General features: G+C 54.7%; 13 protein-coding genes. 6 read left to right on the forward strand and 7 right to left on the reverse strand.

Annotated elements, in window-relative coordinates; all coding sequences use genetic code 11:
* The 4 genes from ABIK48_06365 to ABIK48_06380 are packed head-to-tail and all read right to left on the reverse strand — an operon-like array spanning position 1 to position 4,810.
* Positions 1 to 1,653, reverse strand: coding sequence for a phosphoenolpyruvate carboxykinase (ATP) (locus ABIK48_06365; protein MEO0021782.1), 1,653 nt, complete (start codon positions 1,651 to 1,653; stop codon positions 1 to 3).
* The gene (gene ppdK, locus ABIK48_06370; protein MEO0021783.1) at positions 1,654 to 4,290 is read right to left on the reverse strand and encodes a pyruvate, phosphate dikinase; all 2,637 of its coding nucleotides are present in this window, start codon (positions 4,288 to 4,290) and stop codon (positions 1,654 to 1,656) included.
* A 33-nt stretch (positions 4,291 to 4,323) separates the two neighbouring features.
* A complete protein-coding gene (locus ABIK48_06375) occupies positions 4,324 to 4,551 on the reverse strand; it encodes a DUF2905 family protein (protein ID MEO0021784.1) in 228 nt (75 codons plus the stop codon).
* On the reverse strand, positions 4,541 to 4,810 hold the full coding sequence (locus tag ABIK48_06380) for a DUF2007 domain-containing protein (GenBank protein MEO0021785.1): 270 nt from the start codon (positions 4,808 to 4,810) through the stop codon (positions 4,541 to 4,543). Before ABIK48_06380 ends, ABIK48_06375 begins: the two co-directional genes overlap by 11 nt.
* A gap of 795 nt (positions 4,811 to 5,605) precedes the next feature.
* Between ABIK48_06380 and ABIK48_06385 the strand changes: the two genes are divergently transcribed.
* Together ABIK48_06385 and alaS are read left to right on the forward strand one after the other, a co-directional pair.
* On the forward strand, positions 5,606 to 6,040 hold the full coding sequence (locus tag ABIK48_06385) for a hypothetical protein (GenBank protein MEO0021786.1): 435 nt from the start codon (positions 5,606 to 5,608) through the stop codon (positions 6,038 to 6,040).
* A 46-nt stretch (positions 6,041 to 6,086) separates the two neighbouring features.
* A complete protein-coding gene (alaS, locus tag ABIK48_06390; protein MEO0021787.1) occupies positions 6,087 to 8,675 on the forward strand; it encodes an alanine--tRNA ligase in 2,589 nt (862 codons plus the stop codon).
* Here the strand turns inward: alaS and ABIK48_06395 are convergent.
* The 3 genes from ABIK48_06395 to ABIK48_06405 form a co-directional block, all read right to left on the reverse strand.
* A complete protein-coding gene (locus tag ABIK48_06395; protein MEO0021788.1) occupies positions 8,672 to 9,772 on the reverse strand; it encodes an LCP family protein in 1,101 nt (366 codons plus the stop codon). The two genes, alaS and ABIK48_06395, sit on opposite strands and share 4 nt — an antisense overlap.
* A gap of 4 nt (positions 9,773 to 9,776) precedes the next feature.
* Complete coding sequence (der, locus tag ABIK48_06400) at positions 9,777 to 11,054, reverse strand: ribosome biogenesis GTPase Der (GenBank protein MEO0021789.1); 1,278 nt, start codon at positions 11,052 to 11,054, stop codon at positions 9,777 to 9,779.
* Positions 11,055 to 11,139: 85 nt separating this feature from the next.
* Complete coding sequence (locus ABIK48_06405) at positions 11,140 to 11,421, reverse strand: hypothetical protein (protein ID MEO0021790.1); 282 nt, start codon at positions 11,419 to 11,421, stop codon at positions 11,140 to 11,142.
* Between the two features lie 703 nt (positions 11,422 to 12,124).
* Here ABIK48_06405 and ABIK48_06410 point away from each other — a divergent pair.
* The 4 genes from ABIK48_06410 to ABIK48_06425 all read left to right on the forward strand — a co-directional run bounded on the left by ABIK48_06410 (position 12,125) and on the right by ABIK48_06425 (position 17,877).
* Positions 12,125 to 13,522: a radical SAM protein gene (locus tag ABIK48_06410; GenBank protein ID MEO0021791.1), complete on the forward strand. Its 1,398-nt coding sequence runs from the start codon at positions 12,125 to 12,127 to the stop codon at positions 13,520 to 13,522.
* Positions 13,519 to 15,279: an ABC transporter ATP-binding protein gene (locus ABIK48_06415; protein MEO0021792.1), complete on the forward strand. Its 1,761-nt coding sequence runs from the start codon at positions 13,519 to 13,521 to the stop codon at positions 15,277 to 15,279. Before ABIK48_06410 ends, ABIK48_06415 begins: the two co-directional genes overlap by 4 nt.
* Positions 15,280 to 15,479: 200 nt before the next feature.
* On the forward strand, positions 15,480 to 15,749 hold the full coding sequence (locus ABIK48_06420; GenBank protein MEO0021793.1) for a hypothetical protein: 270 nt from the start codon (positions 15,480 to 15,482) through the stop codon (positions 15,747 to 15,749).
* Positions 15,739 to 17,877, forward strand: coding sequence for a TonB-dependent receptor (locus tag ABIK48_06425; protein ID MEO0021794.1), 2,139 nt, complete (start codon positions 15,739 to 15,741; stop codon positions 17,875 to 17,877). The genes ABIK48_06420 and ABIK48_06425 overlap by 11 nt, the downstream gene beginning before the upstream one ends.
* The last annotated feature ends 34 nt before the right edge of the window (positions 17,878 to 17,911 follow it).

The raw sequence follows: 17,911 nt of genomic DNA on the forward strand, positions 1-17,911 counted from the left end.
CTACTTGCCCGGACAGGCACGGGCGATCGCCGGGTCAATTCCCTTGTTCCCGTAGTTGTGCTGGAATACGGTCAGGAACTCGCCGGCAAGTTTCCTTGCCCGCTCCTCATAGGCGGCCCGGTCCTGCCAGGTATTTCTCGGGTTGAGAATGGTGCTGTCCGGCACATTGGGGCAGGATTTCGGGATCGCCAGCTGAAATACCGGTTCAATCTCATAATCCACCTGTTCGAGACTGCCGTCAATCACCGCCTGCACGATCTCGCGGGTGAGCCGGAGTTCAATCCGCTGCCCCTTGCCATAGGGCCCGCCGGTCCAGCCGGTATTGACGAGATAGACCCGGGTCTTGTGCCGGTCCAGCTTCTCACCCAGCAGCCGGGCATAGACATCCGGGTTCCGGGGCATGAACGGCTGGCCGAAGAAGCGGGAATAGGTGCTTTTGGGCTGAATGATCCCGGTTTCAGTGCCGGCGAGTTTTGAGGTGTAGCCGAGCAGAAACCAGAGCATCGCCTGTTCCCGGCTCAGCCGGGCAACCGGCGGCAGGACGCCGTTGGCGTCCGCGGTCAGAAAGATGATCGTCTGGGGATGGCTGCCGACCGGCGGGGTCTTGATGTTGGAGAGGAAGGAGAGCGGATAGGAGCCACGGGAGTTTTCGGTGAGCCGGGCATCGCTCAAGTCAAATGAGCCGTCCGGATAGACCATCGCATTCTCCACAATTGCGCCGTGCTCCAGATAGTCGGCGGTATGGAAACAGGCATGATAGATCTCCGGCTCCTTTCCCGGGTCAAGGTTGATCAGCTTGGCGTAACAGCCGTTCTCAAAATTGGCGATCCCGGAATCTGACCAGCCGTGTTCATCATCGCCGAGGAGCCTGCGCCGCGGATCGGTGGACAGGGTGGTCTTGCCGGTCCCGGAGAGACCCAGAAACAGGGTGATGTCCCCCTTCTCCCCCTCATTTGCCGAGCAGTGCAGCGGCAGAATCCCCTGCTCGGGCAGGAGGTAGTTCATCACCGTGAACATCAGCTTCTTGATTGAACCGCAGTATGCCGAGCCGAAGACGATTCCGAGCCGGAGGTCGTAGTCAATTACGATCACCATCGTGCTCGTCCGGTTGGTGCCCGGCAGTTTGCGCAGTCTGCCTTCATAACGCTGCGGGTTCAGCCGGTCATAGGGCAGGGCGACGAGGGTGAAGGGCCGGTCAGCAAAGATCGACTTTCTGATCTCCGCCGGCACCGGACAGAACATGTTATCGACAAACAGGCTGTGGAGCGCCCGGTCCGAGACAAACTGCAGCGGCAGGGCATAGGAAGGGTCCCAGCCGAGGCAACGGTCGAGCGCATAGAGCCGGGGCTTGGTCTCCAGCCGTGCCAGCACATCCTCGCAGATCATCTGGAAGGTCTCGGGCGTGATCGGCAGGTTGTTCGGTGAGGTCCAGTCAATGTTGCCCTCAGATTCGGGCCGCAGCACCGTGACCGTATCCTGCGGGCTTCTGCCAGTGGAGTCGGGCGGAGTCCAAGTGGCAAGGGTACCGGTCTTAAGCACAATCGCCTCCCGGCGTGCCACCGCCTCCCGGATCAGCTCGGCGCGTGCCGGATTGCGCCGGACATCAGGATGGGACTCAAGCAGCCGGTTCAGATTCGGAACAAAATTCTCCATTTAGACATCCTTTCTTTCCGTTTTAGCGAGCGCCGCCTGGGCTGCCACCAGCCGGGCAACCGGCACCCGGAACGGCGAACAGCTCACATAGTCCAGCCCGATTTTGTGGCAGAAGACGATCGTCTGCGGATCACCGCCATGCTCGCCGCAGATGCCGAGCTTCAGCTTGAGATTCACCCGCCGGCCGTTCCGGCTGCACCATTTCATCAGCAGTCCGACCCCCTTCGTGTCCAGTGTGTCAAAGGGGTTGAAGCTCACAATCCCGAGCCTCTTATAGCCGGCAAAGAACTTGCCGTAGTCATCCCTTGACCAGGCATAGGTCAGCTGGGTCAGGTCGTTGGTGCCGAAGGAGAAAAAGTCGGCAGCGGTTGCGATCTCATCCGCCAGCAGCGCCGCCCGCGGCACCTCAATCATCGTCCCGACGGTGTATTTCACTTTTATTCCGGTTTCGGCAAACACCTGCTCTGCCACCTGCTCAATCAGCTGCCGCTGCCGCACAAGCTCCTCAACATCACCGACCAGCGGAATCATGATTTCGGGCAGAACCTTTATCCCTTCCTGCTTTACCTGACAGGCGGCCTCAAAGATCGCCCGCGCCTGCATCTCGGTGATTTCGGGATAGATGATGCCCAGCCGGCACCCGCGGAACCCGAGCATCGGATTTGCCTCCTCTAGCTTCTCAATCGTCGCCTTCACCCGCTCCACGGTGATTCCGAGCCGTTCTGCCAGCTGGGCGATCTTCTCCTCCTCAACCGGCAGAAACTCATGCAGCGGCGGGTCCAGAGTCCGGATCGTCACCGGCAGACCGTCCATCACCCGGAAAATCTCGACAAAATCCTGACGCTGCATCGGCAGGAGTTTCGCCAGCGCCCGCCTTCTACCCGCCTCATCCTCGGCGAGAATCATCTCCTGCATCACCCCGACCCGGTCCGAGGCAAAGAACATGTGCTCGGTCCGGCACAGGCCGATCCCTTCGGCTCCGAACTCCCGTGCCTTTCGGGCATCGGCCGGAGTATCGGCATTGGTCCGCACCTTAAGGAGCCTGAGACCGTCCGCCCAGCTGAGGAGCGTCTCCAGCTCTGGAGTCAGCTGCGGCGGTTCCATCGGCACCCTGCCGATGATCACACTGCCGGTTGAGCCGTCAATAGTCAGAATCTCGCCTTCCTTCAGCTCCTGAGTACCAATCTGCACCGTGCCTGTCTCATAATCAATGTGCAATTCACCGCAGCCGACCACCGCCGGCCTGCCCATGCCCCGCGCCACCACCGCGGCATGGGAGGTGGTGCCACCGGCAGCGGTCAGAATCCCCTCTGCCTTTGCCATACCGGCAACATCATCGGCTGAGGTCTGATGCCGGACCAGAATCACCCGCCTGCCTGCCTGAACCCACTCCACCGCCTTCGGAGCGGTGAGTACGATCTCGCCACTTGCCGCACCGGGGGATGCGGCAATGCCCCGTGCTGCAACGGTAAACTGCGCGCCGGGTGCAATCCGCTGATGGAGCAGGGCGGTAAGTTTCTCCGGATCAATCCGGCGCACCGCCTCCATCTTAGAAATCAGCCGTTCCCTTGCCATATCCACCGCAATCTTCACCTCAGCCTGCGGTGAACGCTTGCCAACCCGGCACTGGAGGATATAGAGCCTGCCCGCCTCCAGGGTCCACTCCACATCCATCATCTCCCGGTAATGCCGCTCCAGCTTCCGGCTGATTTTCTCCAGCTGGTCATACACATCGGGGAGCTCTTGTTTGAGGGTCTCTGCCGGCAGCGGGGTTCTGATTCCGGCAACGATGTCCTCACCCTGGGCATTGGGCAGGTATTCACAGTAAAGCCGTTTCTCACCGGTTGCCGGGTCCCGGGTAAAGAGCACCCCGGTCGCCGAGTTCGCGCCCAGATTGCCGAAAACCATCGCCTGGACATTGACCGCTGTTCCCCAGTCATCCGGGATTTGGTAGATCCGCCGGTACTCACAGGCACGCGGGTTGTTCCAGGACTTGAGCACCGCCTCAATCGCCAGCCACAGCTGCTGCTCCGGCTCCTGCGGAAAATCCTGCCCGGTCTTTTCCCGGAAGATCTCCTTGAACCGCTGCACCACCGACTCGAGCGCGGTCTCATCCAGCTCGGTATCACTCTTTACCCCCTGCTGTTCCCGCGCCCGGTGCAGCTCCGCCTCAAACTCCTCTCTGCCGGTTTTCATCACCACATCACCGAACATCTCAATCAGCCGGCGATAGGCATCAAGGGCAAACCGCCGGTTCCCCGATTTCTGTGCCAGCCCATCAACCGCCGCATCATTCAAGCCCAGATTCAGCACCGTATCCATCATACCGGGCATCGACGCCCGGGCACCGGACCGGACCGAGACGAGCAGCGGATTGTCCGGATCTCCGAACTTCTTCCCCGTGCTCTGCTCAATGTAGCGCAGGCCCCGCTCAACCTCCTGCCTCAGCTCCCGCGGGGTCCGCCCGTGTTTCAGATAATGGACACAGACGGTGGTGGCGATCGTAAATCCGGGAGGCACCGGCAAACCCAGCCTTGCCATCTCGGCAAGATTGGCGCCCTTGCCGCCCAGAACCGCCTTCATCTTTCCTGAACCGTCGGTCCGCTTCGGACCGAAAAGATAGACCAGTTTACTCATACAACATTCACTCCTTGGTTTGCAATAAAAATTTTACCGGCGCCAGAAGATCAGATTCAGAATCAGGGTCAGAATGAGCGACAGCACAATTGAGGACGCCACCGGAATATAGACCACCAGATTCCGGCGTTCAATTACGATATCTCCGGGCAGACGGAAAAAGCCAAGCCTGGGCAGAATTATCAGCCCGGCACCGAAGAAAATCAGCAGTAAACCGGCAAGAATCAGCAACCTGCCCAGCGTGGAAAAGCTACCGGTCATCGTCAGTCTGACCGGTACCCGGCGCATCATCAACCGGCTTTCCGCTCAGAAACCCATCAATAATCTCTTTTGCCTGCGCCAGATTTTCCTCCTCAACCAGCACCTCACCCCAGGCAGGTCGCATCACCTGGGCGATGCCGTCATAAGCCGGAATCTGAAATGAATGCACCAGTGCCGGAATCCCGCTTGCCTCCAGCAGATCCCGGATCGTATTTGCCATCAGCTCATTCTCTGCCCGATAAACCTGCTTCAGCGCCATAAGAATTATATTATACCCGGATATTGTAAATAATCAAATCTCCCACATATTAGACTCCGGAAATGGGCAACAAATTTCACACCTGTTCCCATCTGCCAGAGCAAAAGCCGGGAACGGCCGAACGGTGGGGGGAACTGCCCCCCTCTTCGGGCACAAACCGGCATCAGCCTGGCAACACTCTGCAGAACCGCAACTTACCGGAACAGCACCCGGGAAAGTCGGGTTGAAAATGTGAAATTACGCCATGTTTCTGACTCTAACTGAATAGAGCAAAACCGGCAATGACCCTCAACTTCGCACCCCTTCCCCTTTTCATTTTGCATTTTGCATTGTGAAAGAGATTCCTCGACTCCGCTCGGAATGACCTTTCCTCCTGTCATTTCGACCGAAGCGGAGAAATCCCTTGCTTAATTCTGCATTGTGTGAAAGGGATTCCTCGGCTTCGCCTCGCTCGGAATGACACCTCTTTTCGTCATTTCGAGCGACGCCGAGCAATAGCGAGGCGGAGTCGAGAAATCTCTCCGCCTTGCACTTTGCACTCTGCATTGGGAAAGAGGGATTCCTCGACTCGCCTTCGGCTCGCCCGGAATGACCAAGGGGGCAAAGTCATTTCCCCCGGTGCCGGAGGCGAACCGTTTCCTGTCATCCCGACTGGAGCGACACCGCAGGCGCGCATTTCTTCGGTCATTTCGACCGGAGCGGAGCCGGAGGCGGAGCGGAGTGGAGAAATCAGCCTGGCAGTTGATTGTCTGCCGGTGCTTGACCGGTTCTGACTGGTGATTATGCTGGAATTAAGTGCGGTCGCTTGCCCAGTTTTATCAGGAGCGGGTGCTTTCATATCCCAGACGGCACCGGCGTCGGCTGCCGGTGGTGAAGGCAGGCAGTGAAATCAGGGTTGAGCCGGGGCTGTTCGGCTGGCGGGTGGTGGTATCCCGGCGTGTCCTGCCCTGCCGTTCTGAGGCGGAGGCGCGGTTTCTCAGGCTGGCGCTGGAGCTCGGACTGGAGGAGATTGAGGTGCCGGATGATGAAGGGTATCTGGCCCAGATTCTGCCCGAGTTTGAGCGGCTCAAGGCCGCGGTGGATGCGGTGATGGACCGCTATCTTGACGGGGTCAGCAGTCGCCAGGTGCGGACTTCGGTCCGGCAGCGGGTCTACACCCGGCTGCTCAGGGATGAAGGCGGTTCACCGCGCTGCCGCAGGGGCAGAACCGGCCGGCACCGGCAGGGCTGAGGGTATTACTTGAAGAAAATCACAATTCTTGGTAAAATCGATCAATATGAATCACCGGGAGCTGCGCAGGACTTTTCTTGAGTTTTATGCGGAGCGGGGGCACAAGATTGTGCCCAGCTCGTCGCTCATTCCCCGTGATGACCCGACGCTGCTTTTCACCAGCGCGGGGATGGTGCAGTTCAAGGCGCTGTGGGCAGGTGCGGTGGAGCTGCCCTACCGGCGGGCATGTTCAATCCAGAAGTGTCTGCGGGCATCGGATCTGGAGCAGGTGGGCAAGACACCGCGGCACTGCACCTTCTTTGAGATGCTGGGCAACTTTTCGTTCGGCGACTATTTCAAGGCGGAGGCGATTCCCTGGGCCTGGGAGTATCTGACCCGGGTGGTGAAGCTGGATCCGGCACGGCTTTATGTCTCGGTTTTCCGTGAGGATGATGAGGCTTACGAGGTGTGGCATAAGGTTGTCGGTCTGCCGAAAAGCCGGATTTACCGGCTGGATGAGAAGGACAACTTCTGGGGTCCGGCCGGCGGAACCGGGGCGTGCGGACCCTGTTCGGAGATTTACTGTGATCTGGGACCGGAGTTCGGGTGTGGCAGGGAGAGCTGCGGTCCGGGGTGTGACTGTGACCGGTTCAGCGAGATTTACAATATCGTCTTTCCCCAGTTCAATCAGCTGCCGGACGGAACCCGGGTGCCGCTCAAGAACCGCGGAATCGATACCGGGATGGGGCTGGAGCGGCTGGCGATGGTTTCTCAGGGGAAGAAGAGCATCTTTGAGACCGATCTCTTCAGTCCGGTTGTCCGGGCGACTGAGGAGATTCTCGGGCTGGAGCTGAGTCTTGACAACCGCCAGCTGTTCTATGTTGCTGCGGACCACAGCCGGGCGCTGACCTTTGCGATCGCCGACGGTGCGATTCCCTCCAATGAGGGCCGGGGCTATATCCTGCGCAACATCCTGCGCCGGGCACTGCTTTTCGCTCACCGGCACAATGTCCGGGAGCCGTTTCTCTACCGGGTTTCAGGCGCGGTGGTGGAGCTGATGCGGCAGTTCTATCCTGAGCTCGGTGCGAAGCGGGAGCAGGCGGCGCTGATCATCCGGGCAGAGGAGGAGCGGTTTCTGCGCACCCTTGATGCCGGGCTGGAGCTGTGGGCGGAGGTGGTGGAGCGGTATCGCAGCGCCGGTGTGATTCCCGGCGCGGAGCTTTTCCGGCTGCATGACACCTACGGTTTTCATATCGAGCTGGTGGCAGAGCTGGCCCGGGATGCCGGGCTGGAGCTGGACCGTAAAGGTTTTGAGCAGGCGATGCAGGAGCAGCGGGAGCGGAGCCGGAAGGCAAGCTTCATCGCTGCCGGACAGGAGGCAGCACCGGTTGCCGGTTCCGGACCGCTGGAGTGTGAGTTTGTCGGTTATGAGGAGGATGAGACCGAGACCGAGCTGGTGAGTCTGAGCCGGCTCGAGGACGGCAGTTATGAGCTGGTGCTGAAGAAGAGCCCGTTCTATGCGGAGAAGGGCGGACAGGTGGGTGATACCGGCAGGGTGGTCGGTGAGGGTTTTGAGTTTGAGGTCCTGGACAGCTATTACCGGCACGGGATCCGGCTGGTGCGGGCAAGACTGAAGTCCGGCGAGCCGAAGTCGGGACCGGTCTTTGCCACGATTGACCAGGAGCGGCGCCGGGAGATTGAGCGGGCACACACCGCTACCCATCTGCTCCATGCCGCCCTGCGCCGGATTGTCGGTGATTATGTCAAACAGGAGGGGTCGCTCGTTGAGCCGGGGAGGCTCCGGTTTGACTTTTCCGCCTTTGAACCGCTCAAGCCTGAAGAGCTGACCGCGGTGGAGCGGCTCGTCTATGAGCAGGTGATTGCGGATATCCGGGTGGAACGGCTGGTGGATGTGCCGCTGGAGGAGGCGAAGCGGATGGGCGCCTTGGCATTTTTCGGTGAGGAGTACGGTGAGCGGGTGAATGTGCTGAAGATCGGCGATTTTTCAATTGAGCTCTGCGGTGGCACCCACCTGCGCCGGACCGGTGAGATCGGGATGTTCCGGATTACCGCTGAGACCGGGGTGGCGGCAGGCATCCGCCGGATTGAGGCGCTCGTCGGCAGGCAGGCGTTTGAGCGGGTCGGAGCGGAGCGGGCAACACTGGACCGGCTGGCTGAGGAGCTGGGGGTTGGGGAGGCCGGGCTGGTGAAGCGGGTGCAGGTGCTGAATGAGGAGCTGAAACGGCTGAGCAACCGGGTCCGTCAGCTTTCCGCCCAGCTGGCACGCCAGGAGGCGGACCGGCTGGTCGCAAGCGCCGAGCAGGCAGGACCGGTCCGGCTGGTGGTCGGTTATTATCCGTTCTTTGAGGTTGATGAGCTGCGGGTGATTGCCGACCGGGTGCGCGAGGTTCTGACCGGCAGTTATGCCGGACTGCTCACCGGTGCGGTCAGTGGTTCCCGTTTGAGATATGTGGTCTTTGTCAGCCCGGAACTGCAGACACAGCTGCCCGCTGGCAGGCTGGCAAAGCTGGTCGGTCAGGCGCTGGGCGGTGGTGGTGGCGGCAGGCAGGACATTGCCGAAGGTGGCGGTGCGGTTGAGCGGCTGAGCGCGGGCGAGCAGGCATTCCGCCAGGCGCTGGCTGAACTCCCGGGTTAAATTCCGGATTCGGGCGGCAGAACCGCCTTCTCCAGAATTCTCCGGACCAGATCCAGCCTTTCCAGTGTATCCTCCTGATATTCAGGCAGGAGGTCATAATTTCTGGTCATATACCAGGGCCAGGAGTAGTGCTGCTGGGTCATGAAGTCCAGTGCCGGGACCGTGTCCTCATCCCTGAGGAAGTGGCGGATCTGCCTTTCCATCTCCGGATAGATCGGCAGGTAGCAGGACAGGGTTATCATGTAGCGGTCTAGGGTTACCGGTCTGCCTTCACTTACCAGTACCGCAAGACGGAGCTTTCCGGGTGTAAACCGGTTTTTGCGGAGCATGCCGAACAGGTAGCGTGCCTCGGCGGGGGTCAGGTCGGTGTCGGTGCCTACCGTTCTGAAAAACTGGTCTATCAGCAGTTCACCCGCACGGGTCCCGGAAACAAACCAGAGCCGGCCGGCTGCGCTCCGGATGAAGTTCAGGGCGTTACGGCAGCGGTCGAGATCATCGTATTTCAGGTAGTTCCGCTGCCGGACAAATTTGAGCGCCTGTTCCGGATCGGTGAGCAGGAGATTGCCGACCCTAAGCGGACCCAAAAAACGGGTCAGAAGCCGGAAGAGCATCCGGAAGGTGTCAAAGTCAAGGGCAACATACCGGTGAATCTTGATTCCGAGCAGCTGTTCCAGCGTCTGACGGAGCAGGGGCACACCCCCAATGGCAAGGGTATGGGTCAGCTTTTCCATCCGGTTGAAATCGGTCCGGTCCCCAGCTGCGGTGATGCCCGGAACCTCAACGAGCAGGTCCCGGGGAATGGCGACCAGACTGACCCGGTTCAGTTCCAGGTTGATATGGGCAATGATGACGATATCGGAATGGGCGGTCTTTTCGCGCGGGATCCGGGTAATACCACCCCGGTCCTGAGCCGGATTGAGGGCGCGGGCATCCCTGCCGATGAGCAGAATGTTGAAGCTGTTGCCGGTCTCATTCAGGAGCGATACAGGCTTACTGGCACTCCGGGGAGAAAGGATAAAGATTATTACGCTCACGATAATCAGCATCAGGATACCGGTGAGCAGGAGAATCAGCCCGCCGAGTTTTTTCCGTGCCATTGTGCTAATCGGTGAGATTGAGCCGGAGCGGATAGCCGGTGAAACGGAACTGCTCGCGGATCAGGTTAAGGACATAGCGCTGATAACGGCTCTTGACCGCCTCCGGTCTGCTGACCCGGAGCCGGAATACCGGTGGTCGGATGCCAGTCTGGGAAAGTCCGAGCACGAAACAGCCGGGTGCGGGCGGATTTTCCTTTAGCTGGGCGAGAATGGTCTCGCGCAGAAACCGGCTGCTGATCCGCATCGCACCTGAGTGATAAACCGCCTTTGCCTGCCGGACCGCGTCCCGGACCCCCTTGCCCCGAATGGCACAGGTGTAAACCAGCGGGGCATAGCTGACAAACTCCAGGTTGCGGGTGATGTACTCCTCAACCTTCTTTTTCAGTTCTCTCGGGATCAGGTCGATCTTGTTGGCAATGATCACCAGTCCTTTTTCCCGTCGTGTTACCAGGTTGATGATCCGCTTGTCCTGGGCGGTCGGACCTTCGGTGGCGTCAATGACGACGAGTGCGATGTCACAGCGGTTGATGGCGTCAATTGCCCGCTGCACCGAATAGTATTCAACCGGCTGTTCGATTTTTGTCCGGCGCCGGATGCCGGCGGTGTCGACGATCCGGAAGGTTTCACCTTCAAAATCAAATGTCTCCTCAATCAGGTCGCGGGTTGTACCCGGAACCGGGGTGACGATCGCCCGTTCTCGTCCCAGGAGCTGATTAAGGATGGTGGACTTGCCGACATTGGGTCGGCCCAGGATCGCCAGGGCAAGACCGGTCGGAGCGGGCAGTTTTACCGGTGGCAGTCCGGCAATGACCGCATCCAGCAGTTCGTCAACACCGGTGCCGTGCTCGGCGGAGATAACAAACACCCTTTCCGCCCCGAGCCGGTAGAATTCGGTCTCATCAAACTGCCGGCGCTTGTCACACTTGTTGACCGCAAGCAGAAACTTTCTGCCCTGTGCCCGGAGCCGGCTGGCGAGCTCCTCGTCCAGCGGCAGAAGTCCGGTGGTGCCGTCTACCACGAGGATGATCACTGCTGCCTCCTTGAGGGCGGACTCCACCTGACGGGTGATCTCCTGCTGAATCTGCTCCTCCGCATCCGGAACATAACCGCCGGTGTCAATCACCAGAAACTCCCGGTCCTGCCAGTTGACCGGACGGATCAGCCGGTCGCGGGTCACACCTGGTTCCTTAAGTGTAATGGCGACCCTGCCGCCGACCAGCCGGTTGAACAGCGTTGATTTGCCCACATTGGGCCGGCCGACAATTGCCACCGCCGGAGTCATAGGATATAGAGACTAATTCCGGGGATAAATTTGTCAAGCGGAGTTGCCGGTCCGGGTTCTGTCCGGGACCGGGCGGTCCGGGTGTTCAGTGCCGGAGGAGGATCAGCAGGACTACCGCAGCTGTTCCTAAAAAGAGCACTACGCCGATGCTGATCCAGAGGAAACTTTGACTGCGGATCTCCTCATACCGCTCCTCAACCTCAGCCATTTTGTCCGGGTCCTGAGGCGGCTTGAGCTTGTCCTCAACGATTTCGCCGGTAAACTGCAGCCCGCAGGCAGGACAGGATTTGTGTGGCCGGGTCATCAGCTTGCCGCATTCCGGACAGAAGTAGTGCTTGCCCCGTTTGATCAGTGGTGTCTGCGCCACATCTTAAAATAGAGATATCAAGGCTGGCTGTCAAGAAATATCCACCGGTTTTGAGGTAAAACCGGGATTTTCTGGCTGCTGTTTTCACTTGAATGGGGCAGCCTTTTTAAAACTTTTTCCTTAATCTATAACTTGGTCTCGGCTGGCAAAAGAAATAATGTTGAAAGTATCATTGCGAGTACTTCATCACCGCCATTTTACCAGTGGTGAAGGAATCTCTACTTTTTCAAGCCTCAAGTCTTATCAAGCCAAGCGCAGCCGGTGAATATCTTGTAACACAGCTTAGATTTGAACCCATTCCGGTATAAAACGGTAGCATCTTCAATTATACAATCTCTTGCTAAAAAATTTTACTTGACAAGAGAGAGTATAATTGAGTCGCAGTCAGATTATAAACCCTGACTGTGAAAGGGGAAATTATGATTAATGTCCTGCAGTGGGGAGTCACCCCAGAATCAGGTGGAACAGATGGTACCGGGAAAAAATACTGCTGCGGATGGCTGTGCGAGTGTAGTGGTTCTTCACAAGAAGCAGCAAATGACTTAACTCGGATTTCGTTAACAGTTCCCGGAGATCAGGCGGCATTACCGTAATCAGCAGAAATCAGGCGATAAGTGGTGGATGGATTCTCCATTTATTCACAAGTTCATTAGTCTTTCAGAGAGGCGATATATATGATGTAAATACAAATTGTTTCGTAGAAGTGGATGCGGTTGTTTGGGATATAATAGATGACATTGGTGTATTACACGATTCTGATATAATCAGCAAGTGGTTAGCAAAACACGGGGCAGATGACATCACAGAGGCTATACAGGCTGTTCATACGCAACAAAAAGAAGGTCTGTTTTTGTCGCATCGTCCAAAACGCATGCTTGGTTATGAGGACCCTGATTCTCTTTTAAGTACCTACAGGGCAGGTCCGGAGCAGATCATTCTCGAGGTTACAGCTCAGTGTAATTTGAGGGGTCTCTATTGCATCTTTTCTGGACAATACTATTATGAAAGAACCCATTTTTCATGTTCAATGAGCAAAACGGTTATGAGACAATCGCTCGCTTATGCACGTTCCTGCGCACTCGCCATTGACGGGGAACAAGAAAGAGGCGTATCCTTCTATGGTGGTGAGCCTCTTCTTCGTTATGAAGTAATTAGGGAATTAATATCTGAGTTTAATTGCGATAGAGATGTCCGATGGATTTTTAGGATTGTAACAAATGGGACTCTTATTAATGAGGAGATGGCCAAGTTCTTTGCAGAAAATGGAGTTTTCCTCCAGGTCAGCCTTGACGGACCCCGGCACATTCACGACAGGTATAGGGTATTTCCCAATGGTTCCCCCACATTTGATAGAATACTCAAAAACCTAGCGATGCTGCGCAAACTGGCACCCACTTACTATGACACACATGTTGTCTTTGCAGTAACGATAGGACCGGGTTCTGATTTGCATGCGATCGACGATTTCTTTAAAAGCGAGCCGCTTGTGGAGAATCATCCGCTAACCATTACTTTTCTTTCCAGTTATGACACAAACCTGTTCACCCGTATCGGTAATTACACACCCGCACAGGTGAAGCAGCGCGAGCAGCTCAAGCTGGACTACATTTCACGCTTAGCCAGAAATGAAATTCCTACCCAAGTCCAGTCTGCTTTTTTTGCTAAGTCCTTGAGACGGATACATAGACGGACCGCTGTAAGACTGGGAGAATTTATACCCGCGAACGGGACTTGTTATCCTGGCATAACCAGAGTTTTTGTCAATGTAAATGGGGAACTCACACCATGCGAGAAGGTTGGCAGTGCTGCTTGCTTCAGGCTGGGAAAGGTTGAAACCGGCATTGATATAAAAGCGGCAAAAGGATTAATAGACCGGTATGTTGAGGTGTCTGAGAAGAAGTGTATAAAATGCTGGACGCAGCGGCTGTGCGACTTGTGTTTTAATTCCGGTAGAAAAGGGGATTCGTTATCCCTACATCGGAAAAGAGAAGAGTGTGCCAGGGCGCTTACGCGGTTTCACGAGGAACTCGTGATGTATGCCTCAATTATGGAGAAAAATCCGAGGGCGTTTGACGCTTTGATTCCTTATCCGAAACAGTGAGTTGTTCTCAAGTTGAGGGTCGTGAAATAAAAATACATGCTTTACCGTTACGTCAGTTTATTTGTTTGTGGAGACCCCATCTTCGCTATGCCCTCGGGGCAGGTTTGACCAGCTTGTTTATTGCCCTTCTGGGTTTGCCCGGGCCGTTTCTTACCCGATTTGCAATTGATAAGGTCTTCCCGAACCGGAATATTCATCTTCTTACTCTTGTTGCAATTGGTTTATTGTTTCTTTCAGCAACCACCGCACTCAGTAGCTATATTAGCAGTCTGCTTATGTTCATATTTCGTTCCAAAGTCACAGTTCATATTCAGCAGAGGTTATTTGAACACATAGAACACTTAAATATGATATTTCATGATCGCACGAAAACGGGTGAATCAGTTTCAATTCTGACCGGTGACGTTTCCAATCTGCAAGGGTTGATGGCAGATACCCTGGTTGCGTTTTCGCGGAATTTAGTTACCTTTATCATAGGAGTGATTACGCTTTGTTCACTTAACTGGAGGCTTGCACTCCTTGCCTTGGGAATCATGCCGCTATTTATCTACTCAACTTATGTGTTCTCCGGCCAAATTCGTAAGAAATCGGGGGCGGTTCAGAAGAATTTTGCTTGCCTCCTGAGTTTCTTATTCGGGTGGCTTTCAGCAATTTCGTTAATCAAGACGTTCTGGCTGGAAAAAGAAATTGCCATAAGGTTACGCAACCGACTTGAAGAATCATTTGCCATTAACCTCAGCTTCACTAAAACATTTCTCCTTTCAGGTTCTATCGCTATGTTCATCGGTAGTTTGGGAGCTATACTAATCCTGTGGTATGGAGGGCAGGAAATAATGAAGGGACGTCTTACCTTGGGTAGTTTTGTGGCATTTAATGCTATTTTGAACTATCTGTACACTCCGATTCAGGTTTTCATGGGTTTGAATTCCTCCATCCAGAAAGCCTTTGCTTCGCTGGAGAGAGTTTTTACTATCTATAATATTCCAGCAGAAAACGGCGACGCAAATATGCCCGTTCCTGCTGATAAAAGAATGGATATCTCTTTTGATAACGTAGTTTTTGGTTTTTTGGGTAAAAAACCGGTATTGCATAACATGTCATTTGAAATCAAATATGGGGAGAAAGTGGCGATCGTAAGCAGGTCGGGCAGTGGGAAGACAACTCTGGTCAAACTGCTGCTTAAGTTTTACACCCCTGAAAAAGGAAGGATAGGTATTGCGGGTATAGATATCAGGTCCATAAGAACTTCGGATCTGCGAAAGAAAATAGGGGTTGTCCACCAGAATGAGTATGTGCTTCCAGGAACAATGCGGGATAATGTCCGAATCGGTAAGCCCGACGCTTCAGATGATGAGCTTTTTCAAGCGCTCAGACATACCAATCTGTATGATTTCATAGTTGGTTTGCCTGCAGGGCTTGATACAGAAATTGGGGAGCGCGGAGTGGGGCTCTCTGACGGTGAGGTTCAGAGGTTGGCAATAAGCCGGGTAATTCTCAGGGATCCAGATATACTGATATTTGATGAGGCATTCTCAGAAATTGACCCACAGTCAGAATCTTTAATCCGGGAAGCTATATTCCAACTCTTCAGGGACAGGACAGTAATTTTCATCACACACCGACTTTCTGATGTCGCCTGGGCGGAGCGCGTTATTTTCATTGATGCCGGAAGGTTTATTGGAACGGCTCCACATAATGAACTTCTGGCAACTCTTCATGACTATCGGGAATTCTGGGAAGCTAACAATGCGGGGTAAATTTGTATAAAAGTTTCGCCATCTGCAATGCCATCGTCGGGTTGATGGGCATCGGTTTCTCGTTTCTCCAGAGACGCCACAACCGACTGATCTTCTGGTTGATGCTGGGCTCGGGGATTTCCTTAATTATCCCGCTTATTCATTTTCTGATTGGGTGTTGGCTGTATGACATCGGGTCTCCGATATGGAAGAGATGGGCGATGGATGGAACAGCCATTATTACTAATTTCTTTAAATATACTGGTTACTTTTTTATCCAGTACATTTTGCTTGTTGGCGGTATGCTGGATTTGGTTTTAAAGAAACGGGCTGCGGAGAGGGAAAGGGAGTTTAGTATGTTTATGGAGCGGATAACCCGGGCCCGATTCCGGGACAGAGGTGCTCTTGACACACCTCCCCAGAGTTTTGATATCGGGGATAGAAAGGAACCGATACGGTATGATAAGGATGGGAGCGAAAATGGGGAATAGTGTTATTGTTTTCTTGGGTGTTATCGCGCTGCTGATTAGCGGCAGTTCTGTCCAGTCTGAAGTGCGGGGTTCGATCACCGGTAGTGTTTATGATATGGATCTGAAGGTGCCGATTGAGTATGCAACGGTAATACTTTACCAGCTGCCCGACAGTTCCCAGGTTACGGGGACAATAACAGGAAAGGATGGGCGATTTATCATAACTGGAGTTAGGCCCGGAGAATACTACTTAGAGGTTTCATTCATCGGTTATCAGGTAAAAAGGCTTGAAAATATTCAGGTTGCGTCCAACGGAAGAGTTAATCTTGGCGACATTTACATCCGCCAGACCGCAGTACCGGTTGAAGAGGTTAGGATATTCGGAACCCGCCCGAAACTGACTTATCAGATCGACAGAAAGGTATTAAATGTTGCCCAGAGAGGTATTCCGCCGACAGGAACGGCGGTTGATGTTTTGAAGGATGCGCCGTCAGTAAAGGTTGATGCGGAGCGTAATATAACCTTGCGGGGAAGCAGTAATTTTACTGTCCTGATTGACAGTCGTCCAACGCTCCTTGAACCCAAGGAGGCGCTGGAACAGATTCCGGCGGTAAACATAGACCGGATTGAGATTATAACCAACCCGTCAGCAAAATATGAGGCAGAAGGAGTAACAGGGATAATCAATGTAATATTAAAGAAGCAGCGGCAACCGGGTTCAAGTGGACTCATTAATGCGAGTGGTGGACTTCCAGCAAGTTATAATGGGACCCTCTATCTGAATTACCGGCAGGGGATTTTTAGCGGTTACCTTGGTGCGAGGGCGGGTAGGACCCGGTTGACTCGGCGAGATGTGGAGCAGCGTGAGATTTACTCCGGTGATACGACATTTTACTTTGTCTCCAAATCGCTTTTCCCCCGGGTTTTCTTTTTGTTAGGGGTCAATGGCGGTTTTTCTATGGAGTTTTCTCCACGAGACAAAACCAGTTTTGATGTCGGTATCGGCAGAATGGATACGGAAGGCAGGTGGGACACCGAAGTTTCGGAGTGGTCGAGCCTTAGCCCTGATACTGGTTATTATAACAGTGCGCGAAGACTCAGGCGCCCCGGACCGTATCATCTCTTCGGTTTTGAACAGGAGCACCGATTGGGCAAGCCTGGGCATAAGGTTCTCCTGCGAGCCGATTACTGTCGACGGTATGATGATTATCTTTCCCGAACCGAGCGGCTTGACTCCAATAATCGTCGCACCAGCGGCTGGCAGGCAAGCCAGACCGGCAGGTTGAGCCTCACAAGAGTCCAGGTCGACTATACACTTCCTTTTACCGAACAGAATCAGTTGGAGGCAGGATTGGGCAGCCGATTTGATGACGCCTTGAATGGCGATACCGTATCAGTTCTTGATACTGCCACTGGTGAATATGAAATATTATCCCAATTCAGCCGTCAGAGTCATTATAACCTTAACACCAACTGGGCATACAGCACGTTTTCCGGAACCTGGGGTAATTTTGGCACCAAAATCGGGTTGCGAACGGAATTCTGGCTACAGACAGTTGCTGTTGCTGACAATGATACTTATCGGCTGAAAAGGCTTGACTTTTTCCCGACCCTGCATCTTTCCTATCAATTACCAAGGGGACAGCAGATGATGGCGAGTTATGCGCGCCGGATTAACCGACCGACTGCGCGCAACCTCCGGCCTTATTTAATCTGGACGGACCCGAATACCAGGACTGAGGGAAACCCAGAACTGAAACCGGAGTTTGTCCACTCGTTTGACTTCGGCTACCTGTTGCCGATTGGCGGAAACCGGCTGTCTGCCGAGATTTATTATCGGATTACTCAGAACGCAATTGACCATATCCGTTCGGTTGATTCAGAAAATATAATAGTAAGTATCCCCCGGAATGTTGGCAGCTCCAGCGCGCTGGGGGGTGAATTCACATTTGACTTTAGCCCGCTCAGATGGTGGACGGTGAGCCTCACCGGCGAAATATATGACTATCAGATAAAGCGGGGTGATTTCCCAAAAAGGGGTTTTATCTGGAGCGGTTCTATAGACAATCAGTTTCAACTGCCAACAAATACCCAGGGCCGGTTTCTTGTGTCTTACGATAGCCCGAAGGTTGATGCTCAGGGAACATAGGCTCTTTCTATAACACAAGTTTGACATTTAGCCA

It is taken from the genome of candidate division WOR-3 bacterium (genome assembly GCA_039801085.1).
Lineage (GTDB): Bacteria > Hydrothermota > Tepidihabitantia > Tepidihabitantales > Tepidihabitantaceae > JAOABP01.

Coding starts and splice junctions, on each gene's coding strand:
- alaS (MEO0021787.1), top strand. CDS start 6,087: ATGAATCACCGGGAGCTGCGCAGGACTTTTCTTGAGTTTTATGCGGAG.
- ABIK48_06380 (MEO0021785.1), bottom strand. CDS start 4,810: ATGGCGCTGAAGCAGGTTTATCGGGCAGAGAATGAGCTGATGGCAAAT.
- ABIK48_06365 (MEO0021782.1), bottom strand. CDS start 1,653: ATGGAGAATTTTGTTCCGAATCTGAACCGGCTGCTTGAGTCCCATCCT.
- ABIK48_06375 (MEO0021784.1), bottom strand. CDS start 4,551: ATGACCGGTAGCTTTTCCACGCTGGGCAGGTTGCTGATTCTTGCCGGT.
- der (MEO0021789.1), bottom strand. CDS start 11,054: ATGACTCCGGCGGTGGCAATTGTCGGCCGGCCCAATGTGGGCAAATCA.
- ABIK48_06395 (MEO0021788.1), bottom strand. CDS start 9,772: ATGGCACGGAAAAAACTCGGCGGGCTGATTCTCCTGCTCACCGGTATC.
- ABIK48_06420 (MEO0021793.1), top strand. CDS start 15,480: ATGGATGGAACAGCCATTATTACTAATTTCTTTAAATATACTGGTTAC.
- ABIK48_06425 (MEO0021794.1), top strand. CDS start 15,739: ATGGGGAATAGTGTTATTGTTTTCTTGGGTGTTATCGCGCTGCTGATT.
- ppdK (MEO0021783.1), bottom strand. CDS start 4,290: ATGAGTAAACTGGTCTATCTTTTCGGTCCGAAGCGGACCGACGGTTCA.